Below are 13,459 nucleotides of genomic sequence, written 5' to 3'. Positions count from 1 at the left end.
ATCGCCTTGATCGAAGCGTTCTACAGGCCAGCCAATGCCGGTGCAGCAGTCGGTTTGCCGTGCCAGCGCAGACAATCAGAAGAGATCGATGAGGGGGCGAAGGCATTGCGGCAGCGCGGATTCCCGAAGCCGGAAATCGCCGGGCCATCCTCCCATCTGCTCGATCTCTAATAGATCGTCCGTATACTGATTAACAGGATACGCGCAGATTTTGAGCTGTCAACCGGGCCGGGGCTTCGGGTGTCGTGGCGCACTGCAGGGCGGGGCCGAGGGCGCGAATGGATGATCGAGATACGCCGTCGCTCCGGGCCGTGGGGTTGGGCTCAGTTTGACCGCTTACGGAATGAAAGCATACGATCTATAGCGGAAGCTCGCCGATCTGGCTGGGTAATATTCACCTCGGCCGGCTGACAAACAATCTGCGGTTCTGACATTCAGGCGGCGAGACCTGCTGCTGTTTCACCAAAGCAAAGTGATGATGCCGATGGACGATATCTATCATATGCCCGGCCATCTCATTCGGCGTGCGCAGCAGATCGCCGTCTCGATCTTCCTCGAGGAATGTGCGCCGGTCGACCTCACGCCCGTCCAGTATGCGGCGCTGGTCACGGTCCGCGAGAATCCCGGCATCGACGCGACCCGCCTGTCGGCTCTCGTCGCTTTCGACCGCTCGACGCTCGGCAATGTCCTGGAGCGGATGGAGGCGAAGGAGCTGATCTTGCGCTCGGGCAGCAAGGACGACAAGCGCATCAAGGTGCTGCATCTCTCGCCCAAGGGCGAGCGCGTCCTGCAGGAGGCCGAGCCGCTGGCGCAGCGGGCCCAGGAGCGCATCCTCGCCCCGCTCGTGCCCGAGGATCGCGAGGCCTTCATGCGGATGCTCGCGCAGTTGGTCGAGCTCAACAACGACGCCTCGCGCGTGCCGCTGCGACTGGCTGCTGTGCGTTCCTCCGACGCGGCCTGACGGCCCGGCGTTTCCCGACATCGAGATCGCGGTCAGGGCAGTTTCACGAGCTTTGATGTCTCGGGGTTCGTGAGCATGCGGTTTGACAGGTTCAAGATGTGGTGCATACTGATAATGAGTATGCGTTCTTATCTCGTGAGCTGATCGGCTGGAGCCGCCAGCGCCTGTCGTTGGCGGGCCCGCTCCACGACGAGATCGGGATCGCAGACGGCCCTTTCGACGTGACTCGAGAACCGCCGGCAAGGCGGCCATAGCTGGAGGAAATCCTGGTGATCATCACACGACGTGTCGCCTTGATGGGGCTCGCCGCCAGCGCGCTCGCCCCCAGCACCACCTTTGCTCAACGCAAGATCGTAAGGCTCGTCGTGCCCGCTGCTGCGGGCGGCGCGATCGACGTCATCGGGCGTCTCTATGCCCAGCGTATCGCTCCCGCGCTCGACGAATCTTGGGTTGTCGAGAACAAGGCCGGCGCCAGCAATACGCTCGGCGCCGCCGACGTCGCGAGGTCCGCGCCCGACGGCACGACCTATCTAACCAATGCCGACATCCACATCATGGCGAAGCACGTGATGCGCAGTGTGTCCTACGATCCGCTGAGCGATTTCACGCCGATCTCGCGCTTTGCGACTTCGCCGATGGTGCTGATCGGCTCGACCAAGACTCCCGCGACCATGCCGGCGCTGATCGCCGACATGAAGGCCAAGCCCGCCGAGTACACCTTCGCTAATTCAGCGCTGGGCAGCATGGGCCACCTCGCCACCGAGAGCTTCAAGCGCCGCACCGGCACGAGCGCGGAACTGGTCAATTATCGCGGTACGGCCCCGGCGATCACCGACGTGGTTGCCGCCCAGGTCCCGCTGATGGTCGCCCCGCTTGGCTCGGCGCTGTCGTTCATCGCCGACGGGAAAGTCCGCGCCTTCGCGATCATGGGCGCGCAGCGCAGCAAGCTCCTGCCGAACGTGCCGACCGCCGGCGAGCTCGGCCTGGCGGATATCGACTTCACGCTCTGGTACGGCCTGTGGGGGCCGAAGGGCCTGCAGGCCGAGACGGTGCAGCGCGTCAATGCGGCGGTGCAGGCGGCCTCGAAGGATCGCGAGATCGTCGAGAAGCTGACAGCACTCGGCGCCGAAGCCGTGACTGAGGACGCCGCAAGTTTCGCGAAGTTCATCGAGGCCGAGACCCAGCGCGCCAATCGCGTGGTCGAGGAGGCCGGCATCAAGCCGGGCTAGCGGGCAAACGCTTTCGCCAGAGCGTCGGCGTTCTTCGTCAGCAGCCCGAGATCCGAGCCGACGGCGACGAAGCGATAGCCCCACTCGATATAGCGACGGGCATCGGTCTCGGACGGGGTCAGGATCCCGGCCGGCTTGCCGAGCGCCGTTAAACGCTCGACCGCATCCTTGATCGCGGCCTGCACCTCGGGATGGCCGGGATTGCCGATATGGCCGAGCGAGGCCGAGAGATCGGCCGGGCCGATGAAGACGCCATCGACGCCGTCGACCGAGGCGATCGCTTCGAGTTGGCTCAAGGCTTCGCCGGTCTCGACCTGCACGAGGACGCAGATCTCGGCATCGGCGCGCTTGAGATAATCCGGCACGCGGCCATAGCGGCTGCCGCGGCCGCTCACGGTGATGCCGCGGATGCCGGCCGGCGGATAGCGGCAGGCGGCGACAGCCTTGGCGGCTTCCTCGGCATTCTGGACGAAGGGCACGAGCACAGCCTGCGTGCCGATATCGAGCAGGCGCTTCAGCAGCACCGGATCGTTCCAGGCCGGGCGCACGATCGGCGTCGCGGTGCCGGCCTGCATGGCCTGAAGCTGGGCGAGCACGGCCGGCGGCTCGTTCGGCGAGTGCTCGGTGTCGACCAGGATCCAGTCGAAGCCGCTATGGCCGATGATCTCGGCGGCGATCGGACTGCACAGGCTGCTCCACAACCCGATCTGGAGTTCGCCGCGGGCAAGAGCGGCCTTGAAGGCGTTGGGAGGCAGGTCCACGGCGTTTCCTCTCAGACGAACTGCACGGAGACGCTACCGAGCGGCCCGAAATCGGCGTGCAACGTATCGCCTTAGCCGCCCAGCCCAGCCGTGTGAAGGAGCCAGGCAGCATCAGGTCGCCGGGCTGCTGTGGCTCTGCGCCACGTCAGCCTTGCGCGGGCTGCTTGCTAGGTTTGCCACCTCTCAGCGATGCGATGACGGTCCAGCCGATGATGCCGATCGTGATCGCGGCGAGGACGGCGGCGATCGGTCGGTCGACCAGGCCGATCAGTCTGCCGTCGGACTTGATCATCGAGTTGATGAAATACTCTTCCAGCAGCGGTCCGAGCACGACGCCGAGGATCACCGGCGCCACCGGAAAATCGTTCTCCTCGAGTATGAAAGCGAGCACGCCGAAGGCGAGCATGACGCCGACGTCGAACAGCGAATTGTTGATCGCGTAGGAGCCGACGATGGCGAAGAGCAGGATGATCGGCATCAGCACGCGCCGCGGCACGGAGAGGACGCGCGTGGCGATCTTGATGATCGCCCAGCCGAGCGGCAGCATCAGCAGGTTGGCGATGACAAAGACCAGGAAGACCGCATAGACGTTCTCGGGGTTGTTGACGAAGATCGTCGGCCCCGGCGCCATGTTCTTCATCATCAGCACGCCGATGGCGATCGCCGTGATCGAGTCGCCGGGGATGCCGAAGACCAGAGCCGGGATCCAGGCGCCGGCCAGCGAGGAGTTATTGGAGGCGCCGGCCTCGATCAGGCCCTCGGGATGGCCGGTGCCGAACTTTTCCGGCGTTTTCGAGAAGCGCTTGCTCATCGCATAGGACATCCAGGCGGCCATGTCGGCGCCGCTGCCCGGCTGGATGCCGATGATGGTGCCGAGCGCGCTGCCGCGGATGAGCTGCCAGGGGTATTGCTTGGTCAGGCGCCACATATTGGCGAAGATCGGCCCGATCTTCGTGACCACGGCATGCGGGGCGCTGCCGTCAGAGACCATGTGCCGCATCACCTCCGAGCAGGCGAACATGCCGACCATCATCGGGATCAGCGAGACACCGCCGAGCATCTCGGTCGAGTCCATGGTGAAGCGCGGCTGGCCGGCCGGGTTGTTCATGCCGATCATCGCGATCAGCAGGCCGATCAGCAGCGAGATGCAGGCCTTGAGCGGCGTCGAGGAGCCGATGAAGACGGCGCCGCCGAGCCCGAGCATGACGATCCAGAAGAACTCGACCGAGCCGAAGCCGAGCGCGAAATCGGCGATGGCCGGCGAGGCCACCATCATCACCGCCGTGCCGAACAGGCCGCCGAGCACCGAGAACCACAGGCCGATGCCGAGCGCCAGCTCGGGCCTGCCCTGCAGCGTCATCTGGTAGGAATCATCGACATAAGCGGCCGAGGCCGGCGTGCCCGGGATGCGCAGCAGGCAACCCGGAATATCGCCGGAGAAGATCGCCATGGTCGAAGTGGTGACGATCGCGGCGATCGCCGGCACCGGCGGCATGAAGAAGGTCAGCGGTACCAGCAGCGCGGTGGCCATCGTCGCCGAGAGGCCGGGGATGCAGCCGACGACGAGGCCGTAGATCGCCGAGGCGGTGATGACGAAGAGCACATAGGGATCGAGAACCATCCCCAGCGCGGTGACATAGGCGTCGAGCATGGCGGCTTACCAGCGCAAAGGTTCGAGCGGTCCCCAGGGCAATTGCACGCTGAGGGCGAGATAGAAGATCGAGTGGATGACGAGCGCGGCCACGAGCGACAGCCCGACGGCCTGCAACGGCCTGGTGCCACCCGCGAGGAAGAGGACGGTGAGGATCAGCGTCGCGCAGATCAGGAAGCCGAGCGTCTCGGCGAAGAGCATGTAGAAGATCACGGCTGCCGGAACGAGCAGCAGGCGCGCGAGCGCACTACCGCTGCGGGCCCAGTCCGCAAGGCCGACCAATGGGCCGGCTTGCGTCGTGCGGGCACCATTGACCGCGAGGATCGCGGCGCAGAGCGCCAGCAGCCCAGACAGGATCAGCGGGAAGGCCGAGGGGCCGAGGGGCTGCTGCGAGGGGTTCGGCAGGTTCCAGGAGGCGAACGCGACCAGGCCCGACAGGGCAAGGAAGACGAGGCCTCCGAAGAGATCGTTGAACTTCATGACTGGGATCCGCTGATCTTGCCCGGTGTTACATCGTCTTTCCGGGGCAGGCCGAAGGCCTGAGCCCGGAATCCATGAACACGGCAGATATCCAGTAAGCGCTGAGCAGGAGGCGCTTTTCCTGCTTGCGTCGCGGTTATGGGTTCCGGGCTCTTCGCGGCGCGAAGCCCCGGAATGACGATGTGGCTGCTACTGGCGCAGGCGCAGGCCGAGCGCGCCCATGATCTCGCCATTGCTCTTGTGCTGCGTGGCGAGGAAGGTGCCGAAGGCCGGGCCCTTGGCGAAGGCGTAGCCGAAGCCGCGTTCGGCGAGGAAGGACTTGTAGGCCTCGGAGTTCGCGACCTTCTCCGTCGCTTCGACGAGGCGGGCCGTCACGTCAGCCGGTAGGCCGGCCGGGGCGGCGAGGCCGCGCCAGGTGCCGCCCTCATAATCCTTGCCGATCGCGTCCTTGACCGTCGGCACAGCCGGGAAGGCGCCGATCTTCTCCTTTGACATCACCGCCAGCGACTTGACGCGGCCGGCATCGAACATCGGCTTGCCCTCGGGCAGGGAAGAAGGGACGATCTGGACGCCACCGGAGGCCAGTTCCTGGAAGCCGGGCGCCGCGCCCTGGCTCGGTACGACGACGACCGCCTTGGGATCGATGCCTTCGAGCTGCATCAGGCCGGCGAAGGCGAGATGATAGGCGGCGCCCGCGCCCATGCCGGAGAGCTTGTACTTGCCGGCCGGCTGTTTCTTGATGTCGTCGAGTGCCGCGCGCAGATCGGCCCAGGGCGAGTTCGCCGCGACATTGAAGGCGGCCGAGTCGAAATTCACCAGCGCGATCGGCGTCAGCTTCTCATAGGTGAAGGGCGCGGTGTTCGACCAATAGAAGGTCGTCACCTCGGCCGTCGCGAGACCGATCGTGTAGCCGTCCGGCTTGGCGTTGACGATCTCGGTATGGCCGACCACGCCGCCGCCGCCGGTCCGGTTGACGACGTTGACCGGCTTGCCGAGTTCCTTCTCCAGCCCGGCGGCGAGGATGCGCGCGACCGCATCGGTGCCGCCGCCGGCGGCCCAGGGCACGACCAGGGTGATCGGCCGCTCAGGCCAGGCGGCGAAGGCGGGCAGCGACACCGCAGCGACGGCGGCAGCGAGTAGCAGCTTTGCGAATTTCATGGCGTTTCTCCCTGTTTGGTTTTTTGGGTCGGGTTGGTTCCACTCGCGAGAGCGAGGCTGGAAAGCATGTGGTCGCGCGTGTAGCCAAGCACCTGCCGCATTGCCTGGCGGGCCCGCTCGGCGTCGCCTTCGGCGATCGCATCGACGACCGCGGCATGGTTGGCGAGGTTGCCGGCGAAGACGTCGACGGTGAAATCGAACATCGCGCTGAGGATCGTATCGATCGCGCCGCGGAAGCTGCGCAGGATCGGGTTGTTGGTGGCGTCGAGGATCGCAAGGTGGAAGCGCTTGTCGGCAGCGATGGCGGCTTGCGGATCGTCTTGGTCAGCCTCCATGGCGGCCAGCGCCGCGCGGATGCTGGCGAGGTCCGCGGGCGTAGCGCGGATCGCCGCCAGCGCCGCGGCTTCCGGCTCGATGATCTCGCGCGTCTCCTCCAAAGCGAGCAGCAGGTCGCGGTCGAGCCCGTCCTCGCTGCGCATCCAGCCGAGCACTTCGCGGTCGAGCAACGTCCAGTCGTGCTGGGCGCGCACCTGCGTGCCGTGGCGCGGGCGCACGGTGAGCAGGCCCTTGGCGACGAGGGTCTTCACGGCCTCGCGGACGACACTGCGGCCAACGCCATAGCGCTCGGCCAGCTCAGGCTCGGCCGGTAGCACGGTTCCCGACGCGATCTCGCCACGCACGATCGCGGCCCCGAGTGCCGCGACCATCGCGCCGATCTTTCCGGGCTTGCTGCCACGCTGCATGCCGCTGTTCCCTCCCGTGGCGAGAAACTGTCACGACCGGGACTTGCGCGCAAGCATTCATCTGATGTTTAACATCTGACTATTGAAGCGAGGCGTGATCATGACCACACAGACCGCATTCACCGGCATCCACGCGATCCTCTACGCGCTGTTCGATGCGCAGGAGCGGCTCGACCGAGAGGCGATGCGGCGGCAGGTCGAGATCTGCCTGGAACACGGTGCCCATGGCATCGCCGCGCTCGGCCTAGCGACGGAGGTCTCCAAGCTGACCGTGCCCGAACGGCGGACGGTGATGGAATGGACCTCGGAGGATGTCGGGGGCGTGAAGCCGCTCGGCTTCACGATCTACGGCACCTCGGTCGGCGAGCAGATCGAACTGGTCAAGGCGGCCGAGGCGGCGAAGGCCGACTGGGTCATCCTGCAGCCGCCTATGGTCGGCAGTTTCGCGGCGGGCGAATATATCCGCTTCTTCGGCCGGGTCGCCGATGCCACGCACCTGCCCGTCGCGATCCAGAACGCGCCCGCCTATATGGGCCGCGGCCTGTCGGCGGAGGATATCCGCAGCCTCGTCGCCCAGCATCCCAACATCAAGCTGGTGAAGGGTGAGGGGCCGGCGACCGAGATCCGGCAATTGATCGAGACGACCGAAGGCCGGCTGCCGGTGATGAACGGCCGCGGCGGGCTCGAGCTGATCGAGAACCTGCGCGCCGGCTGCGTCGGGATGATCCTCGCCCCCGAGATCATCGATTTCACGACCAGGGCCTATGATGCCTTCGTCGCCGGCAATGAGGCCGAGGCCGAGCGCATCTATCGCGACATCCTGCCTGTCATCGTGTTCATGATGCAGTCGCTGGAGAGCCTGATCTGCTATGGCAAGCGCATCTTCGGGGCGCGGGCCGGTATCGCGATCCATGACCGTGCGCCCGCCATGCGACCGACGACCTTCGGCGAGGACCTTGTTCGCCAGCATGTCGGGAAGCTCGGTGTCTTCCCCGGAACGCTGGCAGCCGGTCGCGGTTGAAGACCGGCCGTCGCTCCGCTCAATCGGCAGGGGCGGCCGGTGTGTCGCTGCCGATGCCGACCATGGCCTGCTCGAGCTCGGCGAGCAGGCTCTGCAGCTCGGCCAGCTTGTCCGCGCCGAAGCGCTGGCTGATCTCGCGATAGATTGCTTCCGACACCGGTGTCACCGTGTCGATGAGGGCGGTGCCGGCGGGGCTGAGCGAGATCATCCAGCGGCGCAGATCGGCAGGGTCGGCCGTCCGGAGAATCAGGCCGCGCTGGTCGAGATCCGCCAGGATCCGCGACAGGCTGGGGCCGAGCAGGAATGTCGCCCGCGCGAGCTCCGCCACCTCCATCTGCGGCATGGTGCTCAGCGCCCGCAGCACGCGCCATTGCTGCTCGGTCACGCCGAACTCGCGCAGGGATTTGCGGAAATGCCGCATCACCGATTCCCGCGCGCGCAGCAGCGACATCGGCAGCGATTTGGAGAAATGGCGCAGCCTTAGCCTGGTCGCAGCGGGACCCGTGGCGCCCATGGTCTTCGAATCGTCGGTCAAACCTTGAAACCCATCTGAGATTTGCGCCACCCTAGCTGAGGTGGCGGCCCGAGCCAAACGTGCTTGCGACAATAAATTTAACATGTTATCTAATTTGGACACGGAGGAGCAACGTGCCCCATATCGTCATCGAATATACCGCCAACCTCGAAGGCGAGGTTCGCCCGATGCGATTGGTTGAGGCGCTGCACGCCGCTGCCCTGGAGACCGGTGTCTTCCCACTGGCTGGTTTGCGGACCCGCGCAGCGCGGCGGGAGCACTATCTGGTGGCCGACGGTGATCCTGAAAACGCCTTCATCGCCGTCGTGGTGCGGATCGGCGAGGGGCGCGATGCCGCGACCCGCCGGCGCGTCGCCGAGGCGCTGATGGCGGTGCTCGAACGCGAAACCGCCGAGACGTTCGAGCGCCGTGGTCTCGCGCTCAGTCTCGATGTCTCCGAGATCGACGGGACCGCGTCGCTGAAGACCAACAACCTGCACGAGCGCCTGAAAGCGAGGGCGAAGCCATGACCGCAACCGATACGAAGCTGACCGCGAACCTCGCCAGGGCGCGCAAGGCGATGGAGCGCTTCACGGCTGGCACCGTGCCGCATTTGATCGCAGGCGAGGCTGTGGCCTCTGCCTCGGGCGCGACCTTCGATACGCTCGACCCGACAACGAACGAACGCCAGGCAATCGTCGCCGCCGGCGACAAGGCCGAGATCGATCGGGCCGCTAAAGCGGCGCGCAAGGCGTTCCCGGCCTGGAAGAAGGCCTCCGGCGCCAAGCGCCGCGCCGTGCTGCATGCGATCGCCGATGCGATCGAGGCGCGGGCCGAGGAGATCGCCCTGGTCGAGAGCAGCGATACTGGCCAGGCGATCCGCTTCATGTCGAACGCGGCGCTGCGCGGGGCCGAGAATTTTCGCTTCTATGCCGACCGGGCGCCGGAAGCCGGCAACGGCCTGTCGCTGCCGGACGAGGGGCACATCAACTACACGCTGCGCCAACCGATCGGCCCCGTGGGCGTGATCACGCCCTGGAACACGCCGTTCATGCTCTCGACCTGGAAGATCGCACCGGCGCTCGCCGCCGGCTGCACGGTCGTCCACAAGCCGGCCGAATGGTCGCCTCTGTCGGCCACGCTGCTCGGTGAGATCATGGACGAGACGATCCGCAAGCACGGCTTTCCGGTAGGCGTGGTCAACGTCGTCCACGGCCTCGGCGAGAGCGCCGGCAAGGCGCTGACCGAGCATCCGGACATCAAGGCAGTGGCCTTCGTCGGCGAGACGACGACCGGGCAGCACATCATGCGCCAAGGCGCGGACACGCTGAAGCGCGTTCATTTCGAGCTCGGCGGCAAGAACCCGGTGATCGTGTTCGAGGATGCCGATCTCGACCGTGCCCTCGATGCGGTGCTGTTCATGATCTACTCGCTCAATGGCGAACGCTGCACCTCGTCGTCGCGCGCGCTGGTCCAGCGTTCGATCTATGATGCTTTCTCCGCCAAGGTCGCGGAGCGGGTGAAGCGCCTGCGCGTCGGTCATCCGCTCGATCCGGCGACCGAGATCGGGCCGCTGATCCATCCGCGCCATGCCGAGAAGGTGCTGTCCTATCCCGCTCTGGCGAGGGATGAGGGCGCCCGTGTCGCCTGTGGTGGCGGGCGGGCGCTGGACGGCGCCGGCAACTATGTCGAGCCGACGCTCTATCTTAATGCCAGCAATGGCATGCGGATCGCGCAGGAGGAGATCTTCGGGCCGGTGCTGACGATGATCCCGTTCGAGGACGAGGCCGACGCGATCGCGATCGCCAACGACGTCCAGTACGGGCTGGCGGGCTATATCTGGACTCGCGATGTCGGCCGCGCCCACCGCGTCGCGCGCGACCTCGACGCCGGGATGATCTGGGTCAATTCGGAGAATGTCCGCCATTTGCCGACGCCGTTCGGCGGGGTGAAGTCATCCGGCATCGGGCGGGATGGCGGCGACTATTCCTTCGATTTCTACATGGAGACCAAGAACGTCGCCGTGGCCTTCGATACCCACCAGGTGCCGCGGCTGGGAATCTGACGCTGCGGCCAAGAAGACAGCAAAGAACGATATCGAGGAGGAACCATGCCCGTCCCGTCCAGCGTCCTCAATCCGTCCTTCCATATCGTGCGCCTGAACCACGTCGTGCTGACGGTCCGTGACCTCGTCGCTGCGAAGGCGTTCTGGGGCGACACGCTCGGTCTGCAGCTCACGCAGGAGACGCCGGAACGGCTCTACTTCCGGGCCATGGAAGAGCGCGGCCACCACTGTATCGTCCTGGAGAAGGGAGCCGAGCCCGCCGCCCGCCATCTCGGCTTCAAGGTCTTCTCGGAGGAGGACCTCGACAAGGCCCAGCACTTCTTCCGTGCCAAAGGCCTGAAGGCCGAGTTCGTCGAGGAACCCTATCAAGGGCGAACCTTGCGCACCACCGATCCGCTTGGCGTGCCGCTGGAATTCTACTTCCGCATGGACAAGCTGCCGTCGGTTCACCAGAAATACGCGCTCTACAAAGGGGTGAAACCCCTGCGCATCGACCATTTCAACTGCTTCTCGGACGATGTCGACGCTTCGGTCGCGTTCTACAACGAGATCGGCTTCCGGGTGACTGAATACACCGAGAACGAGGACTGCACCCGGCTTTGGGCCGCCTGGATGCATCGCAAGGGCGGTGTCCACGACATGGCCTTCACCCATGGCGTGGGGCCGCGCCTGCATCATGTTGCCTTCTGGGTGCCGACGCCGCTCAACATCATCGACCTGCTCGATCTGATGGCAACCACCGGCTATGTCGGCAATATCGAGCGCGGTCCGGGGCGCCACGGCATCTCCAACGCCTTCTTCCTCTATATCCGCGACCCCGACGGACACCGCATCGAGATCTATTGCTCGGATTATCAGACGATCGATCCCGATCACGAGCCGATCCGCTGGGATCTGCGCGATCCGCAGCGCCAGACGCTGTGGGGCGCCCCCGCGCCAAAGAGCTGGTTCGAGGAAGGCACCGCCTTCGAGGGTACGCCTGTGCGCCAGCCGGCCTACGCAGCGTCTCCGATCATCGCGGCCTGAGGTCCCCAAGGGCGCAGGGAGCCCTTCGGTCGACCTTGCGCTATCGCTTAGGCGATAGCCCGCAGCGGCAGCTCCGTCGTCGTCTTGATCGATTTCAGCACCACGCCGGTCCGCAGGGAGGCAAGGCCGCCGGTGACGGCGATCAGCCGGTCGATGAAGTCGCTGAGATGGGGCAAGTCGCGCGCCACGATCTTGAGGATCATGTCGGCATCGCCGGTCTGCGCATGGCACTCCAGTACCTCCGGCGACTCCAGCAGGAATTGCTGCAGCGAGGCGTTCTGCGCGGCATCGTGCGCCCGCAGGCTGAGCAGCGAATGGGCCATGACCTGCAGGCCGAGCGCCGCCGGGTTGAGCAGGCAGACGACCTTCTCGATATAGCCGTGCTTGCGCAGCCGCTCGATGCGGCGGGCGCATTGGCTCGGCGACAGGTGGACGCTCTCGGCAAGCTCAACATGGGCGGCGTCGCCCTTGCGCTGGAGCGCGGAGAGCAGCTTCACGTCATAAGCGTCGAGCATGTGCGATATCCCCGCGGCGAGCATTGTGCGGCTTTCGCGCACGGAATACTCCATTTGCGCTGGAAGCTAGCATCGACGGCTCGCTCCATCATCTGGAAAGCGCGGACATTGCGTCTGGCGCGCGCTACGCTCACTGAAATCGGGAGACCACCATGTTCGAGAGCCTGCAGCCGAAGCCGGCAGACGCGATCCTCGCCCTGATTTCAGCGTTCAAGGCGGATCAGCGGACGGGCAAAATCGATCTCGGCGTCGGCGTCTATCGCGACGAGCAGGGCCGCACGCCGGTGTTCTCCGCGGTCAAGCAGGCGGAGCGCATCCTGCTCGATGAGCAGCCGAGCAAGTCCTATCTCGGCATCGAGGGCGACCCGGTCTTCGTCGACCTGCTGAGGCCGATCGTCTTCGGGGCGCGAATTCCGCAGGACGATATCGTCGGCTTCCAGACTCCGGGCGGCAGTGGCGCGCTGCGGCTGGGCGCCGATCTGATCGCCGCCGCGCGGCCGGAGGCGCAGGTCTGGCTCGGCCTGCCGAGCTGGCCCAATCACGCCCCGATCTTCCAGGCCGCCCGGTTGGCTGTGCGCGACTACGCCTTTGCCGACCTGACCTCGCAGAGCCTGTCCTTCGAGGCGATGATGGCGGCGCTGTCATCGGCGCAGGCCGGCGATGTCGTGCTGCTGCACGGCTGCTGCCACAACCCGACCGGGCTCGACCTCGACGCGGCGCAATGGGAGGCGGTCACTGCGCTCTGCCTCGAACGCGGCCTTATTCCCTTCGTCGACCTCGCCTATCAGGGCCTCGGCGAGACGCTGGATCTGGATGCCGCCGGGGCGCGGCGCATTGTCGAGGCCTGCCCCGAGGTGCTGGTCTCCTATTCCTGCGACAAGAATTTCGGCCTCTATCGCGAGCGGACAGGGGCGCTCTACGTCAAGTCGCGCACGCCGGTAGCTGTCGCCAGCAACATGGCCGCAGCGGCGCGGGTGAGCTGGTCGATGCCGCCTGATCATGGCGCCGCCGTGGTGCGCGCGATCCTCGAAAGCAACGAGCTGACCGCCAACTGGCGCAACGAGCTTACCGGCATGGCCGAGCGCATCCACTCGGTTCGCTCCGCGCTCGCCGCCCTGCACCCGGCGCTCGCCGGCATCGCCCGGCAGCGCGGGCTGTTCTCGACGCTCAAGCTGACACGCGAGCAGGCGGAGGTGCTGCGCTCCCAGCACGCGGTCTATCTCGTGCCGAGCGGGCGGATCAACCTTGCCGGGCTCCGCAGCCAGGATGCGCCGCGCTTCGTCGAAGCACTGGTCGCGGTCGGCGTGCTCTCCCGGAACTGAGCCTCGTCCCGAT

15 protein-coding genes are annotated in these 13,459 nt (G+C 66.0%); 8 read left to right on the top strand and 7 right to left on the bottom strand.

What is annotated here, in order from left to right:
- The first annotated feature begins 6 nt into the window (after positions 1-6).
- The 3 genes from ACSQ3M_RS14900 to ACSQ3M_RS14890 all read left to right on the top strand — a co-directional run bounded on the left by ACSQ3M_RS14900 (position 7) and on the right by ACSQ3M_RS14890 (position 2,190).
- Positions 7-171, top strand: a complete 165-nt coding sequence (locus tag ACSQ3M_RS14900) for a hypothetical protein (protein ID WP_436150844.1) — start codon at positions 7-9, stop codon at positions 169-171.
- Between the two features lie 313 nt (positions 172-484).
- Positions 485-961 carry a MarR family winged helix-turn-helix transcriptional regulator gene (locus ACSQ3M_RS14895; RefSeq protein WP_436150843.1) on the top strand — a complete coding sequence of 159 codons (477 nt, stop codon included), beginning with the start codon at positions 485-487 and terminating at the stop codon, positions 959-961.
- Positions 962-1,230: 269 nt separating this feature from the next.
- Complete coding sequence (locus tag ACSQ3M_RS14890) at positions 1,231-2,190, top strand: Bug family tripartite tricarboxylate transporter substrate binding protein (protein ID WP_436150842.1); 960 nt, start codon at positions 1,231-1,233, stop codon at positions 2,188-2,190.
- On the opposite strand, the gene ACSQ3M_RS14885 is transcribed toward ACSQ3M_RS14890, so the two are convergent.
- From ACSQ3M_RS14885 to ACSQ3M_RS14865, 5 genes are all read right to left on the bottom strand, one after another.
- Complete coding sequence (locus ACSQ3M_RS14885) at positions 2,187-2,951, bottom strand: HpcH/HpaI aldolase family protein (RefSeq protein ID WP_436150841.1); 765 nt, start codon at positions 2,949-2,951, stop codon at positions 2,187-2,189. The genes ACSQ3M_RS14890 and ACSQ3M_RS14885 overlap by 4 nt on opposite strands.
- 145 nt (positions 2,952-3,096) lie before the next feature.
- Positions 3,097-4,602 carry a tripartite tricarboxylate transporter permease gene (locus ACSQ3M_RS14880; RefSeq protein ID WP_436150840.1) on the bottom strand — a complete coding sequence of 502 codons (1,506 nt, stop codon included), beginning with the start codon at positions 4,600-4,602 and terminating at the stop codon, positions 3,097-3,099.
- 6 nt (positions 4,603-4,608) lie between these two features.
- Positions 4,609-5,082 carry a tripartite tricarboxylate transporter TctB family protein gene (locus ACSQ3M_RS14875; protein ID WP_436150839.1) on the bottom strand — a complete coding sequence of 158 codons (474 nt, stop codon included), beginning with the start codon at positions 5,080-5,082 and terminating at the stop codon, positions 4,609-4,611.
- A 189-nt stretch (positions 5,083-5,271) separates the two neighbouring features.
- Positions 5,272-6,240, bottom strand: a complete 969-nt coding sequence (locus tag ACSQ3M_RS14870; protein WP_436150838.1) for a tripartite tricarboxylate transporter substrate binding protein — start codon at positions 6,238-6,240, stop codon at positions 5,272-5,274.
- Positions 6,237-6,983 carry a FadR/GntR family transcriptional regulator gene (locus ACSQ3M_RS14865; protein ID WP_436150837.1) on the bottom strand — a complete coding sequence of 249 codons (747 nt, stop codon included), beginning with the start codon at positions 6,981-6,983 and terminating at the stop codon, positions 6,237-6,239. The genes ACSQ3M_RS14870 and ACSQ3M_RS14865 overlap by 4 nt, the downstream gene beginning before the upstream one ends.
- A gap of 100 nt (positions 6,984-7,083) precedes the next feature.
- Between ACSQ3M_RS14865 and ACSQ3M_RS14860 the strand changes: the two genes are divergently transcribed.
- Positions 7,084-8,004: a dihydrodipicolinate synthase family protein gene (locus ACSQ3M_RS14860; RefSeq protein ID WP_436150836.1), complete on the top strand. Its 921-nt coding sequence runs from the start codon at positions 7,084-7,086 to the stop codon at positions 8,002-8,004.
- A gap of 19 nt (positions 8,005-8,023) precedes the next feature.
- Here ACSQ3M_RS14860 and hpaR read toward each other — a convergent pair whose 3' ends face one another.
- On the bottom strand, positions 8,024-8,518 hold the full coding sequence (gene hpaR, locus ACSQ3M_RS14855) for a homoprotocatechuate degradation operon regulator HpaR (protein ID WP_436150975.1): 495 nt from the start codon (positions 8,516-8,518) through the stop codon (positions 8,024-8,026).
- Positions 8,519-8,652: 134 nt separating this feature from the next.
- Here hpaR and ACSQ3M_RS14850 point away from each other — a divergent pair, with 134 nt between their 5' ends.
- Genes ACSQ3M_RS14850 through hpaD form a run of 3 tightly spaced genes read left to right on the top strand, consistent with a single transcriptional unit; the run spans position 8,653 to position 11,609 of the window.
- The gene (locus ACSQ3M_RS14850; protein WP_436150835.1) at positions 8,653-9,048 is read left to right on the top strand and encodes a 5-carboxymethyl-2-hydroxymuconate Delta-isomerase; all 396 of its coding nucleotides are present in this window, start codon (positions 8,653-8,655) and stop codon (positions 9,046-9,048) included.
- Positions 9,045-10,583, top strand: coding sequence for a 5-carboxymethyl-2-hydroxymuconate semialdehyde dehydrogenase (gene hpaE / locus ACSQ3M_RS14845; protein ID WP_436150834.1), 1,539 nt, complete (start codon positions 9,045-9,047; stop codon positions 10,581-10,583). Before ACSQ3M_RS14850 ends, hpaE begins: the two co-directional genes overlap by 4 nt.
- 45 nt (positions 10,584-10,628) lie before the next feature.
- On the top strand, positions 10,629-11,609 hold the full coding sequence (hpaD, locus tag ACSQ3M_RS14840) for a 3,4-dihydroxyphenylacetate 2,3-dioxygenase (protein WP_436150833.1): 981 nt from the start codon (positions 10,629-10,631) through the stop codon (positions 11,607-11,609).
- A 47-nt stretch (positions 11,610-11,656) separates the two neighbouring features.
- Here the strand turns inward: hpaD and ACSQ3M_RS14835 are convergent, their stop codons facing one another.
- Entirely contained in the window at positions 11,657-12,124 is a 468-nt protein-coding gene (locus ACSQ3M_RS14835) for an Lrp/AsnC family transcriptional regulator (RefSeq protein WP_436150832.1), read from the bottom strand.
- Between the two features lie 152 nt (positions 12,125-12,276).
- On the opposite strand from ACSQ3M_RS14835, the gene ACSQ3M_RS14830 reads away from it, so the two are divergent.
- Positions 12,277-13,446: an amino acid aminotransferase gene (locus ACSQ3M_RS14830; protein ID WP_436150831.1), complete on the top strand. Its 1,170-nt coding sequence runs from the start codon at positions 12,277-12,279 to the stop codon at positions 13,444-13,446.
- Positions 13,447-13,459: the final 13 nt, after the last annotated feature.

This window comes from Allobosea sp. LjRoot90, assembly GCF_964254315.1.
Classification (GTDB): domain Bacteria; phylum Pseudomonadota; class Alphaproteobacteria; order Rhizobiales; family Beijerinckiaceae; genus Allobosea.
The sequence above is the reverse complement of the archived record's forward strand: the minus strand, read 5'-3'. Positions and strand labels throughout refer to the sequence as shown.

Bases quoted from the DNA above. Each gene is read 5' to 3' on its own strand.
- ACSQ3M_RS14895 (WP_436150843.1), top strand. From the start codon at position 485: ATGGACGATATCTATCATATGCCCGGCCATCTCATTCGGCGTGCGCAG.
- ACSQ3M_RS14880 (WP_436150840.1), bottom strand. From the start codon at position 4,602: ATGCTCGACGCCTATGTCACCGCGCTGGGGATGGTTCTCGATCCCTAT.
- ACSQ3M_RS14875 (WP_436150839.1), bottom strand. From the start codon at position 5,082: ATGAAGTTCAACGATCTCTTCGGAGGCCTCGTCTTCCTTGCCCTGTCG.
- ACSQ3M_RS14870 (WP_436150838.1), bottom strand. From the start codon at position 6,240: ATGAAATTCGCAAAGCTGCTACTCGCTGCCGCCGTCGCTGCGGTGTCG.
- ACSQ3M_RS14865 (WP_436150837.1), bottom strand. From the start codon at position 6,983: ATGCAGCGTGGCAGCAAGCCCGGAAAGATCGGCGCGATGGTCGCGGCA.
- ACSQ3M_RS14860 (WP_436150836.1), top strand. From the start codon at position 7,084: ATGACCACACAGACCGCATTCACCGGCATCCACGCGATCCTCTACGCG.
- hpaR (WP_436150975.1), bottom strand. From the start codon at position 8,518: ATGGGCGCCACGGGTCCCGCTGCGACCAGGCTAAGGCTGCGCCATTTC.
- hpaE (WP_436150834.1), top strand. From the start codon at position 9,045: ATGACCGCAACCGATACGAAGCTGACCGCGAACCTCGCCAGGGCGCGC.
- hpaD (WP_436150833.1), top strand. From the start codon at position 10,629: ATGCCCGTCCCGTCCAGCGTCCTCAATCCGTCCTTCCATATCGTGCGC.
- ACSQ3M_RS14835 (WP_436150832.1), bottom strand. From the start codon at position 12,124: ATGCTCGACGCTTATGACGTGAAGCTGCTCTCCGCGCTCCAGCGCAAG.
- ACSQ3M_RS14830 (WP_436150831.1), top strand. From the start codon at position 12,277: ATGTTCGAGAGCCTGCAGCCGAAGCCGGCAGACGCGATCCTCGCCCTG.